The 23,077-nt window shown below is 52.7% G+C and carries 18 protein-coding genes; 10 read left to right on the top strand and 8 right to left on the bottom strand.

Annotation, left to right across the window (positions count from 1 at the left end; all coding sequences use genetic code 11):
- The first annotated feature begins 176 nt into the window (after positions 1 to 176).
- The 4 genes from queA to ACYVJQ_RS00720 all read left to right on the top strand — a co-directional run bounded on the left by queA (position 177) and on the right by ACYVJQ_RS00720 (position 5,743).
- The gene (queA, locus tag ACYVJQ_RS00735; RefSeq protein ID WP_460891150.1) at positions 177 to 1,223 is read left to right on the top strand and encodes a tRNA preQ1(34) S-adenosylmethionine ribosyltransferase-isomerase QueA; all 1,047 of its coding nucleotides are present in this window, start codon (positions 177 to 179) and stop codon (positions 1,221 to 1,223) included.
- Positions 1,224 to 1,608: 385 nt separating this feature from the next.
- Positions 1,609 to 4,206, top strand: a complete 2,598-nt coding sequence (locus ACYVJQ_RS00730) for a PAS domain-containing sensor histidine kinase (RefSeq protein ID WP_460891149.1) — start codon at positions 1,609 to 1,611, stop codon at positions 4,204 to 4,206.
- Positions 4,207 to 4,320: 114 nt separating this feature from the next.
- Positions 4,321 to 5,043: a 2-C-methyl-D-erythritol 4-phosphate cytidylyltransferase gene (locus tag ACYVJQ_RS00725; protein WP_460891148.1), complete on the top strand. Its 723-nt coding sequence runs from the start codon at positions 4,321 to 4,323 to the stop codon at positions 5,041 to 5,043.
- A 76-nt stretch (positions 5,044 to 5,119) separates the two neighbouring features.
- Positions 5,120 to 5,743 (top strand): hypothetical protein, encoded by a 624-nt coding sequence (locus ACYVJQ_RS00720; RefSeq protein WP_460891147.1) that lies wholly within the window; start codon positions 5,120 to 5,122, stop codon positions 5,741 to 5,743.
- Here the strand turns inward: ACYVJQ_RS00720 and ACYVJQ_RS00715 are convergent.
- From ACYVJQ_RS00715 to ACYVJQ_RS00700, 4 genes are all read right to left on the bottom strand, one after another.
- Complete coding sequence (locus ACYVJQ_RS00715; protein ID WP_460891146.1) at positions 5,733 to 6,470, bottom strand: ABC transporter ATP-binding protein; 738 nt, start codon at positions 6,468 to 6,470, stop codon at positions 5,733 to 5,735. The genes ACYVJQ_RS00720 and ACYVJQ_RS00715 overlap by 11 nt on opposite strands.
- Positions 6,471 to 6,545: 75 nt before the next feature.
- Positions 6,546 to 6,767, bottom strand: a complete 222-nt coding sequence (locus tag ACYVJQ_RS00710) for a DUF2795 domain-containing protein (RefSeq protein WP_022821757.1) — start codon at positions 6,765 to 6,767, stop codon at positions 6,546 to 6,548.
- Between the two features lie 167 nt (positions 6,768 to 6,934).
- Positions 6,935 to 7,723, bottom strand: a complete 789-nt coding sequence (locus ACYVJQ_RS00705) for an outer membrane beta-barrel protein (protein ID WP_460891145.1) — start codon at positions 7,721 to 7,723, stop codon at positions 6,935 to 6,937.
- A gap of 49 nt (positions 7,724 to 7,772) precedes the next feature.
- Positions 7,773 to 9,089, bottom strand: coding sequence for a DUF349 domain-containing protein (locus tag ACYVJQ_RS00700; protein ID WP_460891144.1), 1,317 nt, complete (start codon positions 9,087 to 9,089; stop codon positions 7,773 to 7,775).
- A gap of 259 nt (positions 9,090 to 9,348) precedes the next feature.
- On the opposite strand from ACYVJQ_RS00700, the gene ettA reads away from it, so the two are divergent.
- The 4 genes from ettA (at position 9,349) to ACYVJQ_RS00680 (ending at position 14,657) form a co-directional block, all read left to right on the top strand.
- Positions 9,349 to 11,016 carry an energy-dependent translational throttle protein EttA gene (ettA, locus tag ACYVJQ_RS00695; protein WP_460891143.1) on the top strand — a complete coding sequence of 556 codons (1,668 nt, stop codon included), beginning with the start codon at positions 9,349 to 9,351 and terminating at the stop codon, positions 11,014 to 11,016.
- 734 nt (positions 11,017 to 11,750) lie between these two features.
- Complete coding sequence (locus ACYVJQ_RS00690; protein ID WP_460891142.1) at positions 11,751 to 12,809, top strand: proline iminopeptidase-family hydrolase; 1,059 nt, start codon at positions 11,751 to 11,753, stop codon at positions 12,807 to 12,809.
- A 21-nt stretch (positions 12,810 to 12,830) separates the two neighbouring features.
- Positions 12,831 to 13,736, top strand: coding sequence for an alpha/beta fold hydrolase (locus ACYVJQ_RS00685; protein ID WP_460891141.1), 906 nt, complete (start codon positions 12,831 to 12,833; stop codon positions 13,734 to 13,736).
- Positions 13,737 to 13,991: 255 nt separating this feature from the next.
- Positions 13,992 to 14,657 (top strand): hypothetical protein, encoded by a 666-nt coding sequence (locus ACYVJQ_RS00680; protein WP_460891140.1) that lies wholly within the window; start codon positions 13,992 to 13,994, stop codon positions 14,655 to 14,657.
- 117 nt (positions 14,658 to 14,774) lie between these two features.
- Here the strand turns inward: ACYVJQ_RS00680 and ACYVJQ_RS00675 are convergent, their stop codons facing one another.
- Positions 14,775 to 15,440, bottom strand: coding sequence for a YceI family protein (locus ACYVJQ_RS00675; protein ID WP_460891139.1), 666 nt, complete (start codon positions 15,438 to 15,440; stop codon positions 14,775 to 14,777).
- A 295-nt stretch (positions 15,441 to 15,735) separates the two neighbouring features.
- Here ACYVJQ_RS00675 and ACYVJQ_RS00670 point away from each other — a divergent pair, with 295 nt between their 5' ends.
- Positions 15,736 to 18,531: an outer membrane beta-barrel protein gene (locus ACYVJQ_RS00670; protein WP_460891138.1), complete on the top strand. Its 2,796-nt coding sequence runs from the start codon at positions 15,736 to 15,738 to the stop codon at positions 18,529 to 18,531.
- A 222-nt stretch (positions 18,532 to 18,753) separates the two neighbouring features.
- Positions 18,754 to 20,874: a sensor histidine kinase gene (locus tag ACYVJQ_RS00665; RefSeq protein WP_460891137.1), complete on the top strand. Its 2,121-nt coding sequence runs from the start codon at positions 18,754 to 18,756 to the stop codon at positions 20,872 to 20,874.
- A 6-nt stretch (positions 20,875 to 20,880) separates the two neighbouring features.
- Here ACYVJQ_RS00665 and ACYVJQ_RS00660 read toward each other — a convergent pair whose 3' ends face one another.
- The 3 genes from ACYVJQ_RS00660 to ACYVJQ_RS00650 form a co-directional block, all read right to left on the bottom strand.
- On the bottom strand, positions 20,881 to 21,591 hold the full coding sequence (locus ACYVJQ_RS00660) for a YqjF family protein (RefSeq protein ID WP_460891136.1): 711 nt from the start codon (positions 21,589 to 21,591) through the stop codon (positions 20,881 to 20,883).
- 148 nt (positions 21,592 to 21,739) lie between these two features.
- Positions 21,740 to 22,651 (bottom strand): TIGR01777 family oxidoreductase, encoded by a 912-nt coding sequence (locus ACYVJQ_RS00655; RefSeq protein ID WP_460891135.1) that lies wholly within the window; start codon positions 22,649 to 22,651, stop codon positions 21,740 to 21,742.
- 4 nt (positions 22,652 to 22,655) lie between these two features.
- A complete protein-coding gene (locus ACYVJQ_RS00650) occupies positions 22,656 to 23,024 on the bottom strand; it encodes a hypothetical protein (protein WP_460891134.1) in 369 nt (122 codons plus the stop codon).
- Positions 23,025 to 23,077: the final 53 nt, after the last annotated feature.

Here is a 23,077-nt window from a genome sequence, read left to right as displayed (position 1 = left end):
TACCGGTGCAAAGGCGGTGGCTAAAGGGAAACATAGCAGCGGGTGATATGTTTAGCCAATAGAAACAACCAAAGCGGGTAAAGATACTTATTTATCTGAAAGTAATATAAATTAAGGCAAACTGCCTACCTTTGCGGTCTGTTTTTGCGTAATATTTTAATACCGTAATATTAAATATGAAGTTATCTGAGTTCAAATTTGACCTGCCAAATGAGTTGATGGCCACCCATCCGGCTCCGCACCGTGATGAAGCCCGTATGATGGTCCTGCACCGTGACAGCGGCAAGATAGAGCATAAAATCTTTAAAGATATTATCACCTATTTTGATGAGGGTGACGTGATGGTGACCAACAACACCAAAGTGTTTCCGGCCCGTTTGTACGGTAATAAAGAGAAGACCGGCGCCAAGATTGAGGTTTTCCTGCTGAGAGAACTGGATAAGCGCATTCACCTCTGGGACGTGCTGGTAGACCCGGCCCGTAAAATACGGGTGGGCAATAAGCTCTATTTCGGGGATAGTGACCTGGTAGCCGAGGTTATTGACAACACCACCTCCCGCGGCCGTACCATCAAGTTTCTGTATGACGGCCCAGACGAGGATTTCTACAAGATTGTACACAGCCTGGGCGAGACCCCGCTGCCAAAATACATCAAGCGCGAGCCAGAGCCTGAGGACGAGGAGCGTTACCAAACCGTGTACGCCGAGGTAACCGGGGCCGTAGCCGCCCCTACCGCCGGTCTGCACTTTACCAGAGAGGTACTCAAACGCCTGGAACTGAAGGGGGTTGACGTAACACCAGTTACCCTGCACGTAGGCTTGGGCACGTTCCGGCCGGTAGACGTGGAGGACCTGACCAAGCACAAAATGGACTCTGAGCAGTTCTTCGTGACTGAGGACACGGCCAAGGTGGTGAATAAGGCCTTAGATGCCAAGAAACGGGTTTGCGCCATTGGTACCACCACCATGCGTGCTCTGGAGTCGTCGGTATCGGCTAACAACCGCCTTAAGCCCAATGAAGGCTGGACAGACCGGTTCATTTTCCCTCCGTATGACTTCAAGATAGCCAATGCGCTGATTACTAACTTCCACATGCCGGAGTCTACGCTGTTGATGATGGCTGCCGCCTTTGGAGGGTATGACCTGGTCATGGAAGCTTACCGCACCGCTATTAAAGAGGAGTATAAGTTCTTCAGCTACGGTGACGTGATGCTGATCCTGTAAAAGATAAATCTGATCATATTGGAAAGCCCCGCTGGTACTTGTACCGGCGGGGCTTTTTATTTTTAACTTTTTTCATGAATAATTGCCTAAAACGGGCTTGGGCTTAGGCTAGCTGTTTCTGTTTTAGTAGTTTAGGCTCCCGTTTAGCGTGCCGGTTGCGCTGTTTACCCCGCTTACCTTCTTTCCGGCTTTGGGCCATGTTTCTGCCAGATTCCTAATGGGTTAGACGGCTTGGCAAGACCACCGTATAAAAGGGCCGGGCGTTCTGAGGGCGTTTTCCTGAAAACAGGCTTAAAACAGCCAAGAAAATTAGCCAGGGCTAGAGAAACCGAAGCCATCCGCACCCGGCAAAGCCACGAAGTAGAGATTCAGCTGTAAAGCCATAATGAAGCAGAATGAAAACAAGATGCTAGTCTTGCAGAACTCAGACAGCCCAGACGGTAAACAACGGCTGGCGCTGGAAGAGGCTTTGCAGCAGACCCAGAAAAAACTGGAGAGCCTGCGCCTGGAATTGGAAAGCACGCAGCAGGAGTTAGTGCAGGCCCAGGCGCTTATTGCTACGGGCATGCCCTCTGGCGTGTCTGCTGAACAGGAGGTGGCAATTCCCGCTGGGGGCAGGTTTAGCAGATACCGCCGCATCATTGCCCTGGAACAACTTGGCAAGCAGGTATTGGAAAAAAACGCGTCCTCGGGCGTAAGCCTGCAAAGTGTGGTGGAGTTTTACCTGGCCGGGGTGGAGAAGATTTATCCGGGCCTGCTATGCTCCACCCTTCAGCTAAAGCGCCAGAACCTTTCTACCGTGGCGGGCCCTAGTTTGCCTGCCGGCTTTTCAAACGCCATTGACCACATCTCCATTGAGCAGGCCAAAGGCACTTTTCTGCTGGAAAGCTCTTCTAATGAAAAAATCATCCTTGCAGACCTTGCGCAGGAGTCTAAGAACCAACTGCTCCAGAGCATGGCGCATTCCTATGGTATAAAAGCGTGCTGGTCGTATCCGGTGGTTAGCATAGGGCAGAAGCTGCTGGGCGCTTTGGTAGTGTATCTGCAGGAGGCCAGGCCGCCCTCCCGTGAAGAAGAGAAATCGCTGGAGAGCGTGCGTAACCTGCTCCAGTTGATTATGGAAAGCAAGCTCGCGGAAAAAGAGCTAAGAGAAAGTAATGAGCGTTTCTATTACGCCACCCTGGCCACCAATGATGCCATCTGGGATTTTGACATCCACACCGGTACCATTGCCTGGGGCCTGGGCTTTGAGAAACTGTTCGGCTTTAAGGTACAGGAGTTCGGGCTGGAGTTTGACCTCTGGGCCCAGCAGGTGCACCCCGAAGACCTTGACCGTGTCAATGCCTCCTTAGAGGAAGTGATCACCCATGCCACCAAAGACTTCTGGCGGGAAGAGTACCGGTTCATGAAGGCCAACGGGGAATATGCCTATGTGGTAGACCAAGGTTCCCTGATCAGGGATGAGGCCGGCAAACCAGTGCGTATAGTAGGGGCCATGCAAGACATCACGGCCCAGAAACAAGCCGAAGAAGAACTCCGGAAGCTTTCTGTGATAGCGCGTGAAACCGTGAACGGCGTCTTAATTATGTCTCCTGACCTGAGGGTGCACTGGGTGAACCCCGCTTTTACTAAAATGCTGGGCTACACCCTGGAGGAGATTGCCGGTAAAACCCTGGCCTCTTTTCTGAACGGCTCTGAAACCGACCTGGGCACCCTGGCTAATATTGAAGAGCGGCTAAGCAAAGTGCAGCCCCTGGAGTGCAACGTGCTCCAGTATTCCAAAACCAAGGAAAAGCACTGGATAAAACTACAGGTGCAGCCGCTGCTGGATGAACACGGACAAGTAGAAAGTGTGTTTGCCCTGCTCACAGACATTACCCAGCAGAAAGCCGAGGAGCAGCAGCTGCGCTTGCTGGAATCTGTGATCACCAATTCCCAGGACGCTATTATCATTAGTGAGGTACTGCCAGATGATTTGAACACCCTCAAGGCTATTTACTTTAACAACGCGTTTTTCTCCATGACCGGGTATACCCAGGAAGAGGTGCTGGGCAGAGACCCTTCCTTCTTGAACGGCCCCGACACTGATACCCAGGTGATGGAAGGCATTATTGGGCAGATGCGACAGGGAAAGGCCTGTGAGGGGGAATTGATGAGCTACCGCAAAGACGGAAGCCGCTTCTGGACCCAACTGCTGCTCATTCCTATGTTCAACCACCGGGGCCAACTCACGCATTGGATCTCCTTGCTGCGCGATATCACCCTGCGCAAGAGCTACGCCCAGGAACGAGAGCTCCTCATCTCAGAGCTTACCCAGAACAACGCAGACCTTAAGCAATTCACCTTTATCACCTCGCATAACCTGCGGGCGCCGCTTTCTAACCTAACTGGCATCATTAATCTCCTGGACATGGACGCCGTGCCTGAGGGCCGCAACAAGCTCCTGATCCAGAAGTTCAAGGAGTCTACGGTGCAGCTCAATACTATTATTGATGATCTGCTGGAAATCCTGGTCATCAAGAACAAGCCCCACACCCAGAAAGAGCAGATTAACCTGCCAGAGGCCTTTGAGCGGGTACGCCTTTCGGTAGACGGGCTTCTTACGGAAATTGGCGCTGATGTTCTCACAGATTTTGCCCAGGTGCCAGAGGTGTACTACAACGGCAGCTACTTGTACAGCATCCTGCTCAACCTGCTTTCCAACGCCATCAAATACCGGTCACCTGACCAGATACTCTCTATTGAGGTAACCACAGAGACCATAGACGGCCGACAGTACCTTCATTTCAAAGACAATGGCCTGGGCATAGACCTGAATAGGTACGGCGAGCGCATCTTTGGTTTGTACCAGCGGTTCCACCAGCGCAAAGACAGCAAAGGCATGGGCCTTTACATTGCCCATTCACAGGCCAAGGCCATGGGCGGCAACCTTTCCGTAGTCAGTGAGGTAGGGCTGGGCACCACCTTTACCTTGCAGTTCTAACCCAGGAAACCGTTAAAGTCCAGGGCCGTCTGGTTTGCGTTTTAGGCCCGTTTTTGCGAAAACAGGCCCAAAACAGGTTTGCCAGGCGCGTGCCGGAATGTGTATCTTGCAGCCATGTCTTCCGCAGAATTAAAGAAATACGCCATTATTGTGGCCGGTGGTTCGGGTAGCCGCATGCAGGCCGCGCAGCCCAAGCAGTTTCTGCCTATTGGCGGAGAGCCGGTGCTCATGCATACCCTGCGCCGTTTCCATGCCTTTGACCCAGCCATGCTATTGGTATTGGTGCTGCCGCAGGCGGAGATAGAAACCTGGCAGACCTTGTGCGCTGACTATTCCTTCACCCTGCCGCACCAGATGGTGGTAGGTGGCGCCAGCAGGTTTCAGTCGGTGAAGAACGGGTTGGCGGCCCTGGACCAGGAACTGGATGGGGTGGTGGCGGTGCATGACGGGGTGCGCCCTTTCGTAGACAATGTCATGTTGCAAACTGCCTATGACACTGCCTTTGCGCAAGGCACGGCGGTGGTGGCGGTTTCTCTGAAAGACTCCATTAGACGGGTACGGGGCGGAAGCTCCAAGGCCGTGGACCGTTCTGCGTATAGGCTGGTGCAGACTCCGCAGTGCTTTAGGTTGCCGCTGTTGCGCCGCGCCTACGCCCAACCGGGGAGCCCGCTGTTCACTGATGACGCCTCAGTGGTGGAGCGGTTTGGGCATAAGATCCACCTGGTGGAAGGCAGCTTCAAGAACATCAAACTCACTACCCCCGAGGATTTGCTCCTGGCCGAGGCTTTCCTGCAACAGGAGAAAAACCAGGCCTCGGCAGAGCCGCCTAAAAAATAACGTGTATTTCTGTTTTAAGCCTGTTTTTCAGAAAACAGGCTTAAAACAGCTTTCCTTCCACTTAACGCTATTTCCCATGAAGCCATCTGTCTGCTTGTCTTTGCGCCCGCTTACCGCGCTTATGTTGCTTGTGTTTCTATGGGCCGCGGCAGAGCAAGCAAAGGGCCAGGGAAAATTTTCCCCGCAGTACAACCAACTCACCGTCCTAGATTCTACAGACATGGTGGTGGCGTCCATTTACTCGGCCTCTAAGATAAACGTGGGTTTAGGGGAAGAGGTAGGGCTACTTTTTATCAATACCAGAACCGGGCAGTCGGTTAGATTGGAGCTACCGGCTCCGTTCCAGATAGACGCTACGGCTTACAAAGAGGGCGGCACCTACCGGAAAGAGCGGCCTGTGGTCATTATTGGCGGGGATAAAACCTGGAACCAGAATGATAAGCTGGACTCTAATGACCTGCGGGCTCTTTTTATTACCACGGCCTCAGGGAAGGGATTGCAGCAGATTTCTCCTAAAGGCGAGCACCTGGTGCATTGGAAAATGCAGAAGACTACCAACGCGCTTACGTTCATCACCAAGGCAGATTCTAACAAAGACAACAAGTTTGACGAGAAGGATGTGAACAAGGTGTATGTCTTTCACCTCACGGAGGAAAAGCTGACGCCGGTAAGTACCGGTGAACCGCAGCCTATGCGTTAAGCCCTGCGTGGGGGACGCCGGTTTCCTCCAGGTAGCGCTGATGCGCCAGCACGGTTTGCGGGGAGATTTCCTCCAGGACCGGGTGTGGTTGGGAGAGGTTGAGCAGATAGCCTTGCAGAGTCATAAGGTTCAGGAGGTCATGCGTGATGCAGAGCACGGTCTTGCCTTCGGTCTGTACCCACTGGGTCATTAAATCAAACACCTTTCTTTTGTGGTAGACATCTAGCTGCTGCGTGGGTTCATCTAGCAGGGCAATGGGGGCGTCTTGCAGCATGAGCTGGGCCAGCCAGACCAGTTGCTGCTCTCCGCCAGAAAGCTGGGTGAACGGGCGGTGACTCAGGTGTGAAATGTGCAGGTGGGCCAGGGTCTGGTCTACGCGCGCATAGTCGGCGGCAGTGTAGTTCTCCAACAGGCGCTTCTGCCGGAAGAGCCCCATCACCACCAGTTCGCGCACTTCCACCGGAAACGCCACATTGTTCTTCTGCGGCAGGTAGGAAAGGGAGCGGGCCAGTGCCCCGGATTTTGAGGGAAGCGCCTTGCCCTGCACCAGAATCTGCCCCTTATAGGGCACATGGCCGGTAAGGGTTTTCAGAAAGGTAGATTTGCCGCTGCCGTTGTGGCCAATAATGGCAATGAAAACCGGCTTGGGCACTAAAAAAGAAAGGTTGCGGATAAGTACGCGCTCGTCGTACCCCGCAACCAATTCTTTTATTTCTAAAACGCCCAAGGGAATCAGGAATTAGGAGTTAAAAATCAGGAATCACCGGAGAGTATATTCCTGATTTTTTAATTCCTAATTATATTAATATTCGTCCTCGTTGAACATGAAGTCTTCTTTGGTAGGATAGTCCGGCCAAACTTCTTCAATGCTCTCATACGGCTGACCGTCATCTTCCAGGGCCTGTAGGTTTTCTACCACTTCCATGGGAGCGCCAGAGCGGATAGAATAGTCAATCAGTTCGTCTTTGGTGGCGGGCCAAGGGGCATCTTCCAGGTAAGAGGCAAGTTCTAGTGTCCAATACATAGTAATTTCTTTAAAGTAGTATAGCTATACAAATAGGTTGCACGTGTTTCAACGGGCTGCAAAAATAGAAAATTGATTGACAAATCAAAGGTTTCTTCTCAATAGGCAGCCGTAACGTTAAAACAGAACGGGCAGCTAGGTAAAATGTTTAGGTTCCAGGGGTATTTTTACTGGTGCCGGGCGCTAGATTCGCCATCGCCGGTGTTAAAGAGATAATTGATGCCCAGCTGCACGCCCACCACCATGTTCTGGCGCAAGACATAGTAGTCTGGGTCTGTGGCGGGCCGTATGTATTCCTTGTCTCTGATGTCTACAAAGTTGTAGCTGTAGCGCACGTTGGCGCTCAAATACAGATTTTCTGTGAAGCTGTACTCTACGCCCGCGCCCAGGGCAATGCCCAGGTCATGTTTGTTGAAGCCACCCACCTGCGCGTTGTTGCCGCGGTCACTTTCTTCAGTGCTGGCCATGAGGTAGGTGCCCTGTGGAATGGTGATAGGCTCTTTGTCTCTTAAGTAGTTGGCGGTGCGGGTGAAGCGGTTTTCCTCGCGGCCCTTTTGCAGAATGCTTACCTGTGGCCCTACCATGAAGTTAAAGCGCAGGGTACCGGTAGTGGTGTATTTGAAGAGCAGCGGAATGTTCCAGTACACCAGGTCTACCTCTTTCTCGCCGGTTTTCTCATCGTTGACATCATGCAGGTCAAAGGTCTCGCCTTGGTAAGACCGGATGGCCTCTATCTGCAGATTGTGATTTTCATTGAACTTGTAGCCCAGCGTGGCGCCAATGGGGGCCCATTTGGTGGTGAAGTTGTGGCGGTAGTTCACGTTCTCGTACTGCTCATCATTAATGATCCAGGTATTCTGGAGCTGGGTCGTGAGCCCCACGTACGGACCTTTAATATTTTGGGACTGTGCCAGCAGGGGAAAAAGGAGGAGGGAAAGTAAATAGTATTTTTTCATAAGTAAGCCGTTAGAACTATGGTTAAGTTTCTAACGGCTTACGGAGAACTTAGGCTGTTTTGTTGCTTTGTACTTCAGTCTTTTTACGGAGCAGGTCTATGAGCTCTGTCTTGGTCCTGATCTTGCGGTTGAAATTCTTGATTTTTCCTTCCAGCATGGCCCTGAACGTTTCATTGCCCGGGTTGGGGTTCAGGCGGCCCAGATTGGTTTCCAGCACTTCCAGTTCCTGCTTGTCATACTTGATGAAATCACGCAGGGCACTAATGCGGGCCTGCACCTGGTCCTGGTCAGAGTTCTTGCCGTCTGGCAAGGGCCGCTTGCGCATGAAATGCTCCAAACTGCTGAGTTCAAATATCTTGTCGCAGGCCACTAAAAAGCTTTCCCAGACAATGTCAGACTCTTCCTGCTTTACCGGGCCTACCTTTTTCCAGGCGGCCTGCAGTTCTTTGGCCTTAGGCACAGCCTGCTGCACAGGCTCCTCTAAGAGGGCTTCGGCCTGGGCCACCAATGATTTCTTCTTGGCCAGGTTATCTTCCAGGTACTTGTCTTTAGACTCTGTTTTCTGGCTGTTGATATGTTTTTTAAGGCGCTCAAAGAAGTGGTTGTTGGCCGCCCTGAAGCTGTTCCAGAGGTCATTAGACACCTTGCGGGGCAGGGTGCCACCAATTTCCTTCCACTGGTTCTGGAGGTCTTTGAGTTTCTTGCTGGTCTCTTCCCACTCCTCAGAGTTTTTCACGGCCTCAGACTGGGCAATGAGCGCTTTGTATTTGTCTATGGTGCGGGAAAGCATGTCCTTCTTGTCCTGGAAGAACTCTTTCTTGCGCGTGAAGAACACTTCTACGGCGGCCTTGAAACGCTCTTCCAACTCCTCAGTAAGGGTTTTGTCTACCGGGCCGGTCTTGATCCAGTTCTGGCGCAGTTCCTTCAGCTTGTCAGTGGTTTCCTGCCAGTCAATGCTGTCTTGCAGGGCCTCGGCTTGCTGGATAAGGGTAACTTTGGTGGAGAGGTTCTTGTCGCGGTTTTTGGAAATGGCTTCTTTGATCTCGGTCTCAGCGGCGGCAAGGCGGTGGTGAAGAGCCTCAAAGTCACCGATGGCGTCATATTTCTCAATCTGTTCTTTCAGGTGAAGCACCTTCATCAGAAAAGAACCCTTGTTCTCAGACGTTTCAATCTTCTCCAACAGGGCATTCACCTTCTGCCTGAAGTTCTCAAACCGAAGGGCAAAGTACTGCAATGATTCCTCGGGGACCTCTTTCACGTCACCAACCTGGCGGGCAGGAAAGTGCATAAAAGGCTTCAACCACACCTGGTTACCCTCAATGTAGCCGTACTTATGGGCCTCCTCAGACAAATCTTTGGTTTCCATCAAATGGATTATTAACTGAAAATATGAACGTCTATTTTTTTACAAGTTTATGAATTGCCGGCAATTTTCATAACCCGCCCCTGCCAAAATTTACGATATTTGCACCTTCTGGCACAGAAATACTGCGTTTTGGCGTCTGATTGCATACTGATTTCCAGCCCACAAAGTTATGCCTTTGTTTTAGGGCCGTTTTGGGCAAAACAGGCGTAAAACGCTTTGGGGCCAGGCACTTGACCTGAACTTATACCAAACGTTCCTTATGAGCAGCGAAACCATTATCTTCTCCATGGCGGGGGTAAGTAAGATTTACCCTCCGCAAAAGCAGGTTCTCAAAAACATTTACCTTTCTTTTTTCTACGGGGCCAAAATTGGCGTGCTGGGTCTTAACGGCTCCGGTAAATCATCCCTCCTGAAGGTGATTGCAGGGGTAGACAAGCAGTTCCAGGGCGAGGTGGCCTTCTCGCCGGGCTATAGCGTGGGCTACCTGGAGCAGGAGCCGCAGCTGGACCCCTCCAAAACCGTGATGGAGATTGTGCAGGAAGGCGTGGCCGAAACAGTGGCGCTTTTAAAGGAGTACGACCAGATCAACGAGGCCTTCGCCGATGAGAACGCCGACTTTGACAAGCTCATGGCCCGCCAGGGCGAGGTGCAGGAACGCCTGGACCACCTGGGCGCCTGGGACCTGGACAGCAAACTGGAGCGCGCCATGGATGCCCTGCGCACCCCGCCCTCTGAAGCCGTGATTGGCAACCTCTCTGGAGGGGAGAAACGTCGCGTGGCCCTATGCCGCCTGCTCTTGCAAGAGCCAGACGTGCTGCTCTTAGATGAACCTACCAACCACTTAGACGCTGAGTCTGTGCTGTGGCTGGAGCAACACCTGCAACAGTACAAAGGCACCGTGATTGCCGTTACCCACGACCGCTACTTCCTGGACAAGGTTGCCGGCTGGATTCTGGAACTGGACCGCGGCGAGGGTATTCCCTGGAAAGGCAATTACACCAGTTGGCTGGAGCAGAAGGCTGAGCGCTTAGCCAAAGAAGAGAAAACCGAAAGCAAGCGCCAGAAAACCCTGCAACGTGAATTGGAGTGGGCCCGCATGAGCCCCAAGGCCCGCCAGGCCAAATCTAAGGCCCGTTTAGGCAACTATGAGAAAATGGCCTCTGAGGACGCCAAGGAGAAAGAACAGAAACTGGAGCTCTTCATCCCAGACGGCCCACGCTTGGGTAACGTGGTAATTGAGGCCGAAAACCTGAAGAAAGCCTACGGTGACAAGCTCCTCTTTGAAGACCTCACCTTCAACCTTCCCCCGGCCGGTATTGTGGGGATCATCGGGCCGAACGGCGCCGGTAAATCCACCTTGTTTAGGTTAATCACGGGCCGCGAAACGCCAGATGCCGGCAACATCACCGTGGGTCCTACCGTGGAGATTGCCTATGTAGACCAGCAACACGAAAGCCTGGACCCCAACAAGTCTGTGTTTGAGACCATCTCTGGCGGAACCGAGACTATGCTCTTGGCCGGCCGCCAGGTAAACGCCCGCGCCTACGTGAGCAAGTTCAACTTCACGGGCGGTGACCAGGAGAAGAAAGTTGGGGTACTGTCTGGGGGAGAGCGCAACCGCGTGCACCTGGCCATGACCCTCAAGCAAGGCGCCAACTTACTGCTGCTGGATGAGCCTACCAACGACCTGGACGTGAACGCCATCCGGGCCCTGGAAGACGCCTTGGAAAACTTCTCTGGCTGCGCCGTGGTCATCAGCCACGACCGCTGGTTCCTGGATAGAATTGCCACTCACATCCTGGCCTTTGAAGGTGACTCACAGGTAGTCTGGTTTGAGGGTAACTTCTCTGACTACGAAGAAGCCAAAAAGAAACGCCTGGGCGACGTGGAGCCGAAGCGTATCCGCTACAAGAAGTTGATGAGCTAAGCCGCTGGTTTAGCCCTGTTTTAAGAAAAACGGCCCCGAAACGAAAGTTTCGGGGCCGTTTTGGTTTTGGGAACGTGTGGGTGTTAGGAGGGGTAGTTGTGTAAAGAGAAACCAAATTATGGTTGCAATGAAAAGAGCCCGGTAACGAAGTTGCCGGGCTCTCATTTTCTTTGTGAAAATATTGAATTTTATATTTGATTTAAATTCCCCAAACCTGCAGTCTAAAGGACCAGATTTGAGCGTGTTAGAATAGATAGTTTTTGATGATGGTTTTTATTTTCTCTTAATTAGAATCCGGTCAACTTAGTTCAAATCAATGCCTTAATAATTTTGCAAGGGGGAAATGGCTGCTGTGATGACAAGAGACTTGCCTGTGATAATTTTAGGTAAAGAAAAGCCTAAATCTGCTGGAAAAGAATACCAATATGTCGGTATTTTGCTTGGGAAGATATAATTATTCAATGTTTTATATATATCAAGGAAAGCATTAAACAACAGGCCGCAGACAGGAGCAAAAGTCTGGTTTGGGCCTCATTTCTGAAAAATGGCTTGGAAACGATTTTCCCTATCCAGGCTGCCTGTACGGGTGGTTGGCGCGGCGCTGACCCTCAAGCAGCCGTATTGCCCAGATGAAAACAGAAGTGTAGCTTTAGAAGGGAAATAGGAGACGCATCTCCCTTAAAACGCTGAGAGAAACTTGGCCAGGACCATTCACCAACCACCTAACGCGCCCCATGAAGTCATTCCTTAAAATTGCCAGTGTTTGGATCTTACTAGCGCTGGTATCCTGCTCGAAGCCAATTAAAACCGAGGAGATCCAGGAAACCCCAACCTCCGCTTACTTTGCTTTCCCTGAGAAAGGGGTGCAGGACGGCGGTGTGCAGATGGTGCCTATTAAAACCGCCAAAGGCACGTTCAAAGTCTGGACCAAGCGCATAGGCAACAATCCTAAAATCAAACTGCTCCTGCTGAATGGCGGACCCGGGGCCACCCATGAGTATTTTGAGTGCATGGAGAATTTCCTGCCAGCAGAAGGCATTGAGTTCATTTACTATGACCAACTGGGTTGCGGCAACTCAGACAATCCGCAGGATACCACTTTCTGGGCCTTGCCCCGGTACGTAGAGGAAGTAGAGCAGGTGCGGCAGGCGCTGAATCTGGGCCCAGACAATTTCTACCTGTTGGGCCATTCCTGGGGCGGTATCCTGGCCATGGAGTATGCGCTTAAATACCAGCAGAACCTCAAAGGCCTCATTATCTCCAACATGATGGCCAGCGCCATTGACTACGGCCAGTATGCCCAAGACGTGCTCTCCAAGCAAATGGACCCCCAGGTGCTGGCGCAGGTAAGAGACATTGAAGCCCGAAAAGATTACCAGAACCCCAAATACATGGAGCTGCTCATGCCGCACTTCTACGCCAAGCACGTGCTGCGTCTTCCGTTATCCGACTGGCCCGAGCCGGTGAACCGCTCCTTCGGCAAAATGAACCAGTCTTTCTACGTGACCATGCAAGGCCCCAGCGAGTTTGGGATCTCCGGTAAACTGGCCAAATGGGACCGCAAGGCAGTCTTGAAAAACATAACGGTGCCCACCTTGTCTATTGGCGCGCAGCATGACACCATGGACCCCGCGCACATGCGCTGGATGGCTACCCAGGTACAGAACGGCAGCTACCTGCATTGCCCCAATGGCAGCCACATGGCCTTCTATGATGACCAATCCACGTATATGAAAGGCCTGATCACGTTCCTGAAAGAAATAAACAAAGGCCAAAAACAGGTAAAGCTTTAACGCTGGGTAGTACCTTTGGCCATGAACTATAAATTCTTCGCGCTGCTGCTCTCTGTCACGCTGCTTACCAGTGTGGTTGGGTACACCCAAACCCCGGCCCCAAAGTTGGTTACCTGGCAAGACCTCACGCAGTTACCCACCCCAGCCTCAGGTCAAAAAATAGCCTATGGCAAAGATTCGTTGCAGTTTGGCGAGTTAAGGATGCCGGTCGGCAAAGGCCCGTTTCCGGTGGTGGTGGTCATTCATGGCGGGTGCTGGCTGGCCCAATACAACTACCAGTACATGAGCCACCTGAGCGCGGCCCTTACCAAAGCCGGCTACGCCACCTGGAACCTTGAGTTCAGGAGGGTAGGCGACCCGGGCGGCGGGTGGCCAGGCACGTTTCTGGATGTAGCCCAGGGCGTAGATTTTGTGAAACAGCTGGCCCGGCAATACCCGCTTAATAGCAAAAAAGTTGTGGTGATGGGGCACTCGGCGGGAGGGCATTTAGCCCTGTGGGCCGCCGGCCGAAAAGACCTGCCGCGCAACAGTGAATTGTACACCCGCAACCCGTTAAAAGTGACGGGAGTAGTGTCGCTGGCCGGTATTCCAGACCTGGTTTCCTATAGCGCAGCCAAAGGCAGCTGCAACGCCGCCGTAGAGAAACTGATGGGCGGGTCACCGGGGGGCGTTCCCCAGCGGTATCAACAGGGCACGCCCTCCTCTAAGTTGGCCCGTCGTGCCACGGTCAGGTTGGTGCAGGGGAGCCTGGATCCCATAGTACCCGTAAGTCAGGCCAGTGATTTCGCCGCGAAGTCTTCGGGTAAAGGCAACCACGTGAAAGTAGCTTTGTTGCCCCAGGCAGGCCACTTTGATCTGGTAGCGCCCACCTCTCCGGTGTGGCCTACCGTGGCGCAAGCCGTCAAAGAGGCCCTGGAAAAGAAATAGGATGAACCTGGCTGGGTAATCACTCCGCAATAGGGCGGGCTTCCTTATGAGCATAATCCTTGATTAAGGTTTCCATTTCAAGGCTGTTTTTATGAAAACAGGCTCAAAACAGGTTTTCCGGCCAAAGGGAACAGCACCTAAGAACGCGCTGCCGGCCATCCATCCTCGGCCCTTCCTTCCCATAAAATTAACGTCCATTTTTGGGTGAACCTCGTTTTCTATAAAGAGAGACGGTGCGTTTTAAACCGATTGAATATGAAGACGTTATATGTATTTTTCAATGTCCTGAACAGGTGCTGGGGGCTGTGGCTTCTGCTGCTGTTTGGGCTGGCAGGCTGTGCCCCTTCCAACCAGATCACGGGTACCTGGAAGAGCCCACAAGCCTCCGCCAACACCTATGACCGCATTCTGGTGGCCGTGCTCACCGACCACGCCCGCGTAAGGCAAACCGTGGAAGAGCACTTGCAGACGTATCTACAGCAACATGGGGTAAAGGTGACCAAAAGCATGGACCTGTACCCGCCCACGCTCAAGCGCGAAGGACAGGTCACTGCTGATGACCTGCTTTCCAAGATAAAGGGAGAAGGCCAGGATGCCATTTTAACGGTGGCCCTGATAGACACAGAAACTGAAACCCGCTACGTGCCCGGCAACATGGTCTACACGCCTATTACCCGGTTTGCCTGGTACGGCACTTTTAGGGGCTATTACACCTACTGGGCGCCCATGATGTATGACCCCGGCTACTACCGTGAGTCAAAGGTCTATTACCTTGAAACCAACCTCTATGACGCAGCTACTGAGAAATTGCTGTGGTCTGCCCAGTCCCAGTCCTATAACCCCACCAGCCTGCACCGGACAGCGGAAAAGTTTGCGGAGATGACCGTGACCAGAATGAAACAGGAAGGCCTGATCAAATAAGGCCGAAACAGACAGGCGTGGCCGCCGAGGCCGTTTTAAAGCCGTTTTTACAAAAACAGCCCCGAAACGCAGATCGCGCCGGGGCTGTTTTATTTTGGGTGGAGGAACTCCAGGTGCTTATTTCTTCTTGGCTTCCAGGTCTAGTTCAATATTCACCGTTTCTGAGATGAATTTATCGCCTAAGGTTTTGTCATTGCCGTAGTTCATCTGCCACTGGCGGCGGTCAATGTCAAAGTTAGCCTCAGCCTCCATTTCGTCTCCGTTCAGCTCAATGCGGGCCGGGAAGGTGATGTTCTTGGTCACGCCCTTTAAGGTAAGGTTGCCGCTCACGCTGAAGTTGGCGCCGGCTACCAATGAGGTGTCTTTGCCGTCTGCTTTGTACGGCTCAATCTTGGTGATCTCAAACTGGGCGGTACCAAACTTCTCGGCGTCAAAGAAGTCGCCGCTTAGAAGGTGGGGTTTTAGCTTGGTCTGGAACATCTCTTCCTGCTGCTTCAGCTTCAGGGATTTAATGTCAATGACAAACTTGCCGCCGGTTATCTGGTTGTTGGCCACGGACACGTCCCCTGAAAGCAACTGGAAAGTACCCGGGTGGTTTTTGCCCACTCCGTTCCCCGTGAACTGTACCACTGAGGCGGTAGTATCCACTACAAAGGTCTGGCCGGAGGCATCGGCGGCTTCCTGTTTGTCGGCGATGGTGGCTTTATCGCCGGTAGGGGCCTGGTTGCAGGAGGCCAAGGCCAGTCCCAGCAGCAAGGCCAGAGAAACGTTGTGTAATTTCATAATGAAAGAGGTATAGAGGTTAGCAATGTACCTACACCAAACAAGGATAGGTATTCCGCTATATAACGGGATTGTTACAGATTGGTTCAGGCGTGGGGACAGGTGTGCGCGGCCCCGGTTTCTGTAAGTCTCTAGAAGTTAAATATTTCTTAAAAAAGCGGAAGGCACCTTGGCTGGTAAACCAGAAAGGGCTTTAATGTCTTCATGAAAAGGAAAGGGGCTTTGGGTAAAGGGTAAAATGTTTTATTATTACTCAGAATTGTACCGCGCCTAGAGCACTGCCCCCTTTCCCTTTATGAGATATTTCTGCTTTGTATTCGCCTTGCTGCTATTCGGTTTAGGATCTACTGCTTCGTTGGCCCAAGGCCGCAAGGGCGAGGTGAAAGGCCGGCTCTGGGATGCCACCCACAAAGAGGCGCTGTCTTACGCCACCATTGCCGTGTACACCGCCCAGGACACCACCCTGGTCACCTTTAGGGTAAGCGATGAGAAAGGGCACTTCAGGGTACCTAGCCTGGCGCTGGACCAGCCGCTGAGAATAGTAGTGACCATGACCGGCTATAAAGTGTTCAGGAAAGAATTCTCCTTAACGGCCAATGACCCGGTGCGGGACCTGGGGCAAATAGACATGACCCAGGCCGATAACATGTTGGGCGAGGTGATTATTGAATCTGAGGCACCGCCCATTGTGGTGAGAAAAGACACGCTGGAGTTCAACGCCAATTCCTTTAAGACCCTTCCTACGGCCCTGCTGGAAGACCTATTGAAAAAGCTGCCCGGCGTGTCTGTAGACGGGTCTGGCAACATAGGGGTCAACGGCAAGGCGGTCAACAAGATTTTGGTAGACGGCAAAGAGTTCTTCGGGACGGACCCCAAGGTGGCCTCCCGCAACCTGCCCGCCGACATGATTGACAAGGTACAGGTGGTCAATGACCCAGATGCCCTGCGCAAAGACCCAGACATGTCGGTGAACGAGATTCCGCAAGTGATCAACCTTAAACTGAAGAAGGGCATTAAGCAGGGGGCATTTGGTAAACTGTACGCCGGCAAGGGCAATGACGGCCGCTATGAGGGCGGCGGGATTCTCAATATTTTCAGAGACACCACCCAGGTGAGTTTGCTGGGGTACTCCAATAACCTCAACCGGCCCGGCTTTGGGTTTGAAGACATCTCCCGCATTGGTGGCTTTAACCGCAGCGGCATGAACATGATCATGATGCGCAGTGATGGCGGCATTGCCGTGAACGGAATCTCCTTTGGCGCCACCGAGGAAGGCATTCAGCAATCGTCGGGGGCGGGCGGTAACTTCAATACCCTGCTAAAGGGCGGCGTGAAACTTAACCTGCAGTACTTCTTTGGCGGCATTGACGCAAACCTAAACCAGATCGTGAACTCGGCGCAGCACCTGGAGAAGGACACCATTAACAGCCGGCGCACCAGAGATAATGCCAATGAAAGCCGCAACCACAAAATAGGCGGCAGAATAGACTGGAAAATAGACTCGGTGACCAACGTGAGCTTCACGCCCAGCATCACGCTGGCCAATAGCTTCTCTAACCAGGTGGCCCTCACCCGTACCTTCCAAAACACCAATGAGGTATTGAACAGAAGTGATAACCGCCAGCAGATAGACAACGGCGCTAAGACTTTCTCGGGTAACCTTTCTTTTGACCGCAGTTCCCGCCGCAAGAAAGGCCGCATATTCAATTTCTATGGCACCTATAACTTCAATGACGGAGACCAGGAGCAGTACTACCAGGTGTTCAATGAGTTTTTCCGGCCGCAGTTCTCCACCAGTGAACTAAACCAGTTGCGGGACAATGCGGTGGCCAGCCGGTCTGTGAATGCCTCCTTTGCCTATACAGAGCCGTTCAGCAAAAGCCTGAGCGCGGTGTTCAGGTACAACGCAGAATATTTCCAGGACAATAATGAGGTAAACACCTACAACGCCATCTCTGAGAACCAGGAATACACGCAGCTGGTGCCGGGCCTCTCAGACGAGGTGAAACGGGAGGGCATGCGCCATTACCTGACCACCGGCCTTAAATGGAAAGTGAAAGACCTCACCCTGCAACCCGGGCTACGGTTTACCAGGCTGGATATTGACAACACGTTCCAGAAAGTAGCCCCTGTGCCGCAGGAGTATTTCTATGTGTTCCCGTCTTTGAACATCAACTGGAAGCAGTTTTACCTAAGTTATAACGTGAACGTGCGGGAGCCCTCAGCCGCCGATCTGCAACCGGTTACGGACCAATCCAACCCCTTGTTTATTCTGCGGGGCAACCCCCAGCTATCGCCTACCATCTCTAACAGCGTGAACCTTAATTACAGGCAGACAGACAGCAAGCGGTCTATCACGTATTATGCCTACCTGTCTGGCAGTGTCAGCAAAGATGCCGTGACCCGCGCCAGAACCTTAGACCGGACCACAGGCGTGCAAACCACCCAGCCGGTAAACACAGACGGCAACTGGGACCTGTACGGCAACGCCAGCGTGAACAGAGACTACAAGTTTGACGGCAAGAAGCAGTTTACGGTGGGCATGTCCATGAGCTTTTCCTACGTGCGCACCCTCATCCTGATCAATAACTTAAGAGGCTATGGGCAAACCCTGAACCTAAATCCCCGGCTGGAAGCCCGGGTCAACCTCAATGACAAGTTTGAGTTCAATGAGACGTTTTCCGTTGGCACCCGCAGCAGCCGGTATGAGCACAACCTGTTCCAGAATCTGAATTATTTCACCAGAAGCTCCAGAACGGGGGCGGTGCTGCGCATGCCCAAGAAGCTGGTGTGGGAGGCTACCTTTGACTACTCTTATAACTCCAACGTGGCACCAGGCCTCCGCAAAGACGTGGGCCGGTTAAATGCGGCCGTGACCTACCTTTTCATGAAAAATGACCGGGCCCAGCTCAAGTTTTCTGTGTTTGACCTCCTGGACCAGAACATAAGCACGTACCGCTCCATTAGGGAGAACCTCATTGAAGATTACCAGACGGTAGTGCTGCGCCGCTATGGGCTGCTTACTTTCACCTACAATATCCGCAATTTTGGCGGCAAAGTAGGGGGCACCAACTCAATTATCAGATTCTAACCAAAAAAGATACCTATCTTAGCCAGTAGTACCCAAGCCTGGAGAAGCGGTGTCCTGCGTTTTGCGCCTGTTTTTCTTAAAACAGGCGCAAAACGGCTTTTAGGGCCTTGAGTTTCCCAGACCAAGGGAGGCTGGCCCAATCCGTCATTTTCTGCCCCTGAGGGGAAGTGGCTGTTCCTGCGTACTTACCGTATAAGTCTTTATTCTTACCAATAGCCTCCTATGCCTTCCTTTACCCAGCCCAACCCCACAGATAATGGCCTACATTTGTTCCAGGGGGGCGGTGAAATGGGAGCCTTGATGCGAAACTATCCCTGGGAAGAACACCCGCTGGGTCCGCCTGACCTTTGGCCGCAAAGTCTCAAGACCAACATCCGGCTTCTCCTCAATTCAGATTTCCCCATGTTTATCTGGTGGTCAAAGGAACTGTACGCCTTCCACAATGACGCCTATCTGCCCGCCTTAGGCGACAAACACCCGCAAGCATTGGGTACCTCCGCCCGCAAGGTCTGGGCCGAGATATGGAAAGACATTGGCAACGTGGCGGAAGAGATCTTACAGGGGGGCAAGTCTTTCTATGCCGAAGAACTCAAGCTGTTTCTGGAGCGCAAGGGCTTCGCCGAAGAAACCTACTGGACCTTCTCCTATAGCCCCGCCTTCAATGACCAGGGCCAGGTAGAGGGCGTTTTCTGCGCGTGTTTTGAGGTAACCAGCACGGTATTGGGCCAGCGCCGCCTCAAAAACCTGAAAGACGTAGCCGACGGTATCTCGCACCTAACTACCTTGGATGACGCTTGCCGCACCGCCTGCGATATCCTGGCCCAGAATGCCAGTGACATTCCCTTCTGCCAGATTTACCTGCTTAACCGGCAGGAAACCGAGGCAAAGCTCTGTGGAAGCGCAGGTACTGAAACCCCTGAGGCCGCCCAGGTGGTGCAACTGCAGGAAGAAGATGAATTGGCCCATTGGCCCCTGGCCCAGGCCCTGCGCACCCGGCAGGCCGTGGTGGCCGAACAGTTAAGCAGCTATGCCCAACTTCAGCCGGAGGCGGGCGAGCCAGTCCCCGTTCGGCGCTTTGTGGTGTTACCGCTCTTCAGGCAAGGGCAGGACCAGATGCTGGGCTTTCTGGTTTCGGGGATCAGTGCAGATTTGCCTTATGACCAACAGTATCAGAATTTCCATGAGCTGGTGGCCGGCCAGATTGCTACCTCCATTGCCGGAGTGCGCGCCCGCGAAGAAACCATCCGGCAGCAGGCCGACCTGGTAGAACTGTTTGAACAAGCCCCGGTGGCCGTCTGTATTTTGCGCGGACCCCAGTTTGTGGTGGACCTGGCCAACCCGGGTATCTGCCGGCTGTGGCGCAAAAAGCATGAAGACGTGATAGGAAAACCCATTCTGGAGGCGCTGCCTGAAATCAGTAACCAAAGCATTCTCCCCCTGCTGGAAAACGTCTTTACCACCGGTGAGGCCTACGTGAACAATGAGATGCCTGTGGTGCTGGAAAACGAGGGAACGCTGGAAACTGCGTACTTCAGTTTTGTCTATCACCCCCTGCGCAATGCCAGAGGCATTATTACCGGGGTGGTGGCGGTAGCCATTGAGATCAATGAACAGGTAGAGGCCCGCCAGGAAATAGAAGCCATGAACCGTGAGCTACTGGCCGTTAACGCAGACCTTGACAATTTTGTGTACTCTGCCTCCCATGACCTAAAAGCCCCTATCTCTAATATTGAAGGCCTGTTAGGCACCCTGGTGGAGTATCTGCCAGAGAATACCCTGCGGGAAGACGTGGTACAACGGGTGCTTTCCCTTATGCGGTCTTCCGTGGACCGGTTCAAGCGCTCTGTGGCAGACCTCACAGACGTAGCCAGGATACAGCGCGAAGACCAGGAAGAGATTGCTTTGGTGAATCTGCCCCAGATGGTGGAAGGCGTGATGCTGGACTTTGAGAAAACCATCACCGATGAAAAAGCTCAGGTAGAAGTAGATTTTGCCCCTGATTCCATTATCCGGTTCTCGGCAAAAAACGCCCGCAGCATTTTCTACAACCTTTTCAGCAATGCCCTCAAGTACCATGCCCCAGACCGGGCGCCCCAAATAACAGTCAAGACGGAAGTAACGCCTGAACACGTGGTGCTGTCTGTCTCTGACAACGGCCTGGGCATCAAAGAATCTGACAAAGACAAGATTTTCTACATGTTCAAGCGCCTGCATGACCACGTAGAGGGTACGGGAATTGGGCTTTATATTGTAAAACGCATTGTGGAGAACGCGGGTGGCCGCATAGAGGTAGACTCTGAGGTAGATAAAGGCACCACGTTCAAAGTGTATTTCAAGCGCTAGCGGTTCCTATAACTTTCCGCCGTCCATCACTTTTATCTCAGAGCCCTCGGCCAGAAACACAGAGCGGGGCGCGGCCTGGTTCAGGAAGGCGAAGTCTGGCCCATACACGGCTTTGAAATCTACGCGTATGGCCTGTTCCCTTACCGGATAAACCTCCCAGCGGGGATGGGCCACTTCATACTGAGAGGTGGTCTGCTGGTTGATCTTGGTGTAGCCCCAGAAATGCTCGGTAATGAATTCTTCTTCGCTGCTCACGGCAATGGGTTGGGCCTGCCGGTCAGCGGTCACTTTTAAGGAATACCACGTTTGCCCTTTCCAGGCATATTCTACTGTTTGGGTTTGCTCTTCCGTAACCCAGGAATGGCGCATGGGCCGGGTCTCATAGTTCTCCCCGTAAAGCGTGTTAGCCACCAGGGTAATGGCCAACTTGGGAACAATCTCCTTCAGGAATACCACGCCCCGTTTGTAGACCCCATTCTCCAGGCCTTTCACATAAAACCGTAGGTTCACCTCCTCAAAATTGGAATGGAAAGGTATCGCCAGCCCTTTCACGCGGGTGTTCAGAAACATAAACCCAATGAGACTCACGTAGCACCTGCCGTCCCAGAAATCCAGCTCTGTTCCGGTAGGAAGGTAAGGCGCCAACACCTGCGGGTCTACCTGATAATTGGCCATGCAAAGCTTTCGCCATTCAGCCGTGAGAAAGGTCTTTTTCATGAGATGGAAGTAAAAGACGGTGGTGCAAGAAAACAACGTTTCCTATAAGATCTTATGCCCTTGGAACTGCTACGCTCTGCTGTTACATGCTGCTATTTTTAATTTCCCGTTTTAAGCCCGTTTTTTCAAAAACAGCCTCAAAACAGCCTTATCCTACACATAGCTTTACCGCTTCTTCAATGGTGTTGACTTTAAAGCGGTAACCGGCTTCCAGCAGGCGGGTGGGCATGACCCAGCGGCTTTTCAGGAGAAGTTCCGTCTCGGTACCTAGCACCCGGGCGCCTATCTCCAGCATCCACCTGGTGGCGGGTAACCCGAAGGGTACTTTCAGGGCTTTCCGTACGGCACGCATAAAGTGGTGGTTAGGAACCGGTCGTGGTGCGGATAAGTTGAACACGCCCTCCAGGCCTTGCTGGGCTATCAGGAAATCAATGCTCGCCACTAAGTCCTGGGCATGAATCCAGCTGAAGCACTGGAGCCCATTGCCCTGGCGGCCGCCCAACCCAAACCTGGCCAGGTTCAGGAAGTAGGGCATCACGCCGCCGTCTTTGTCCAGCACAATGGCCATTCGCAACGCCACTTTTCGGGTGCCCGGGGTGTGTTGCGCAAAGAACGCGCTTTCCCAGGCCTGGCACACCTCCACCGAAAAGCCTTTGCCAATCTCCCCGGTGAGTTCATCTTGGGGACGGTCCTGGGCGTGGCGGTAAATGGTAGCGGAGGCGGCGTTCAGCCAGACCTTGGGAGGCTGCTTTAAGCGCCCAAGCGCCTGCCCCAACACCTGCGTGGCCTTGACTCTGGAGGAAAGGATTACGCGCTTGTTCTTCTCATGGTAACGGCAGTTCACACTCTTGCCCGTGAGGTTAATGAGTACATCGGCGTTTTCCAGGTGCTGGGTCCAGGGGCCCAAGGTGGTGGCATCCCAATATACCTGTTGCGCCTGGCCGGAAGGTGGGGCAGGGGTTCTGCTGGGTATAATCACCTCATCGCCTTTGGCGAGAAAGTGGCGGGCGAGCAGCTGCCCGATAAAGCCGCTGCCACCCGCTAAAATAACCTTGGCCATGGTTCTAGGCGGCTTTAGGTGTCAACTGGCTGAGAGCCCGGTTCCGGAGCTTGAAGAAAATGATCAGGTTAAGAAAGTGCATGGCGCCCAGAATGAGGATAATCCAGCCCAGTTTCTGGCTAAGCACTTCTACCACCGCCTGCACAGAGCCAATGGTGCCCGCCTCTTTTAAGGCTAGGCTCATGTAGCCAATGTTAATGAGGTAGAAACCCACCACCAGCAATTTATTGACAGAATCAGCTAAGTGCGTGTTCCCCTGGAAGATGTCTACCAGAAAGATGCGGCCGTTGTTAAACAACACCCGGGCTACCCAGAGGGTGAGGCCAATGCTAACGGCCAGATAAACAGTGTAAGTAAGGATAAAGTAATTCATAGAAGTAGGGATTAAGAGTGAATATTAAATATTGAACTTTCAGTAAAAAATGA

It is taken from the genome of Rufibacter soli (assembly GCF_054781795.1).
Note: the sequence above shows the minus strand (reverse complement) of the source record. Positions and strands in the feature narration are given on the sequence as shown.

Excerpts from the sequence above, each read along its gene's own strand:
- ACYVJQ_RS00705 (WP_460891145.1), bottom strand. The coding sequence starts at position 7,723 with ATGAAAAAATACTATTTACTTTCCCTCCTCCTTTTTCCCCTGCTGGCA.
- ACYVJQ_RS00720 (WP_460891147.1), top strand. The coding sequence starts at position 5,120 with ATGAAGCCATCTGTCTGCTTGTCTTTGCGCCCGCTTACCGCGCTTATG.
- ACYVJQ_RS00700 (WP_460891144.1), bottom strand. The coding sequence starts at position 9,089 with ATGGAAACCAAAGATTTGTCTGAGGAGGCCCATAAGTACGGCTACATT.
- ACYVJQ_RS00680 (WP_460891140.1), top strand. The coding sequence starts at position 13,992 with ATGAAGACGTTATATGTATTTTTCAATGTCCTGAACAGGTGCTGGGGG.
- ACYVJQ_RS00670 (WP_460891138.1), top strand. The coding sequence starts at position 15,736 with ATGAGATATTTCTGCTTTGTATTCGCCTTGCTGCTATTCGGTTTAGGA.
- ACYVJQ_RS00665 (WP_460891137.1), top strand. The coding sequence starts at position 18,754 with ATGCCTTCCTTTACCCAGCCCAACCCCACAGATAATGGCCTACATTTG.
- ACYVJQ_RS00655 (WP_460891135.1), bottom strand. The coding sequence starts at position 22,651 with ATGGCCAAGGTTATTTTAGCGGGTGGCAGCGGCTTTATCGGGCAGCTG.
- ACYVJQ_RS00685 (WP_460891141.1), top strand. The coding sequence starts at position 12,831 with ATGAACTATAAATTCTTCGCGCTGCTGCTCTCTGTCACGCTGCTTACC.
- ACYVJQ_RS00710 (WP_022821757.1), bottom strand. The coding sequence starts at position 6,767 with ATGTATTGGACACTAGAACTTGCCTCTTACCTGGAAGATGCCCCTTGG.
- ACYVJQ_RS00660 (WP_460891136.1), bottom strand. The coding sequence starts at position 21,591 with ATGAAAAAGACCTTTCTCACGGCTGAATGGCGAAAGCTTTGCATGGCC.
- ettA (WP_460891143.1), top strand. The coding sequence starts at position 9,349 with ATGAGCAGCGAAACCATTATCTTCTCCATGGCGGGGGTAAGTAAGATT.
- ACYVJQ_RS00650 (WP_460891134.1), bottom strand. The coding sequence starts at position 23,024 with ATGAATTACTTTATCCTTACTTACACTGTTTATCTGGCCGTTAGCATT.
- ACYVJQ_RS00690 (WP_460891142.1), top strand. The coding sequence starts at position 11,751 with ATGAAGTCATTCCTTAAAATTGCCAGTGTTTGGATCTTACTAGCGCTG.
- ACYVJQ_RS00730 (WP_460891149.1), top strand. The coding sequence starts at position 1,609 with ATGAAGCAGAATGAAAACAAGATGCTAGTCTTGCAGAACTCAGACAGC.
- queA (WP_460891150.1), top strand. The coding sequence starts at position 177 with ATGAAGTTATCTGAGTTCAAATTTGACCTGCCAAATGAGTTGATGGCC.
- ACYVJQ_RS00675 (WP_460891139.1), bottom strand. The coding sequence starts at position 15,440 with ATGAAATTACACAACGTTTCTCTGGCCTTGCTGCTGGGACTGGCCTTG.
- ACYVJQ_RS00725 (WP_460891148.1), top strand. The coding sequence starts at position 4,321 with ATGTCTTCCGCAGAATTAAAGAAATACGCCATTATTGTGGCCGGTGGT.